This window comes from Streptococcus sp. HPH0090, from assembly GCF_000411475.1.
Taxonomy (GTDB): domain Bacteria; phylum Bacillota; class Bacilli; order Lactobacillales; family Streptococcaceae; genus Streptococcus.
Genome location: NZ_KE150465.1, coordinates 55,766 through 56,994, shown reverse-complemented (window position 1 = coordinate 56,994; position 1,229 = coordinate 55,766). Strand labels below are relative to the sequence as shown.

Genomic DNA, 1,229 nt, shown 5'->3' with positions numbered 1-1,229 from the left:
TTCTCTATTGTTTTGAATGATGAATTTGGAGCGTCGCTTGAAAGCAAAATGCGTAGCTATATGGGAACAAAGGATTGGGATAACTACTTAAAAGAAATCATGTCAGAGATTGAATTACGCATCCCGGATGAGTTCTTAGAAGCTAAGGGTTGGTTGTAAAATCTGTTTAAACTATGCTTTTACAACAGGCAAGTTCGCCTTTCTATGATAGAATAAATGAAACAAGAGTTTACCAATAAACCATTGGTAAACTCTTACTGTACAAGGATGGTTACTACCAGATTGATGGTCATCTTTATACATCAGCAAGGCTGGAGATACCACTTACTTCAGCTTAGGGGATGATTGGAATAAATTGACGGAAGCCTATCATTTAGACAGCCGTGGAGAACAAATGTTTGAAGCATTTAATAAACCAGCATTGGATGATGCGGTTGCGCAAGGCAAGACCATTCGATTTTCTCATGACCCGGAACTTCCTCAGTATGAAGACTCAGCTATAAGATGGGAATGGGATTATTTGCAGGAACAACATGGATACACAGGGCCATTTAAGATAGGAGAATTTTGGTATGCAATTAAATGAAACAGGGACTATGGCGGTACAAACAAGTAGAATAATTAGAAATGTATTTGGTGATAGAATGTATGGTTCTGGAATTTATGATGTTATTGATGAACCAAATCATCATACTTTCAAACTGAAGTTCCGCGTCTATAATTTTGCAGGGGTAAAATTTCAGTACGAGAATGATTTCTTTGAGATTTATCTGTTTTTAAACGGCGAGGAAGGGTTATTGCTTTCTAAGCCGAACAGTCGTTACAGCGAAATAAGCGATTGGGATAGTTATTTAAAAGAAATCATGACAAAAATCGAGTCTCATATCCCAGAGAAATATTTAAAAGCTAAAGGTTGGCGATAAAAGAGAAAGAGGTGTTGATATGGCTCAAGAAAGTATGGAAGCTATAAAACAAGAAGTGATTGAACGGATTCAGCGTTCCTTTGGAGATAGGGCCTCTGATGTAACCATTTGTGAGTTGGTTGATGTCCCAAATCATTATATATTACGTCTCATATTTAGAGCCTATGATTACTATTGGGTTCAATTTAATTACGATAATGATTTATGCGGATTCTCTATTGTTTTGAATGATGAATTTGGAGCGTCGCTTGAAAGCAAAATGCGTAGCTATATGGGAACAAAGGATTGGGATAACTACTTAAAAGA

At 36.7% G+C, this 1,229-nt stretch carries 3 protein-coding genes; all 3 read left to right on the top strand.

Annotated elements, in window-relative coordinates; translation table 11 throughout:
• Positions 1 to 394 precede the first annotated feature (394 nt).
• On the top strand, positions 395 to 586 hold the full coding sequence (locus HMPREF1481_RS08040) for a hypothetical protein (RefSeq protein WP_016466182.1): 192 nt from the start codon (positions 395 to 397) through the stop codon (positions 584 to 586).
• On the top strand, positions 573 to 923 hold the full coding sequence (locus tag HMPREF1481_RS08035; RefSeq protein WP_016466181.1) for a hypothetical protein: 351 nt from the start codon (positions 573 to 575) through the stop codon (positions 921 to 923). The genes HMPREF1481_RS08040 and HMPREF1481_RS08035 overlap by 14 nt, the downstream gene beginning before the upstream one ends.
• 19 nt (positions 924 to 942) lie before the next feature.
• The coding region (locus HMPREF1481_RS10860; protein WP_016466180.1) for a hypothetical protein at positions 943 to 1,229 on the top strand (287 nt) is incomplete at its 3' end.

Coding starts and splice junctions, on each gene's coding strand:
- HMPREF1481_RS08035 (WP_016466181.1), top strand. CDS start 573: ATGCAATTAAATGAAACAGGGACTATGGCGGTACAAACAAGTAGAATA.
- HMPREF1481_RS08040 (WP_016466182.1), top strand. CDS start 395: ATGTTTGAAGCATTTAATAAACCAGCATTGGATGATGCGGTTGCGCAA.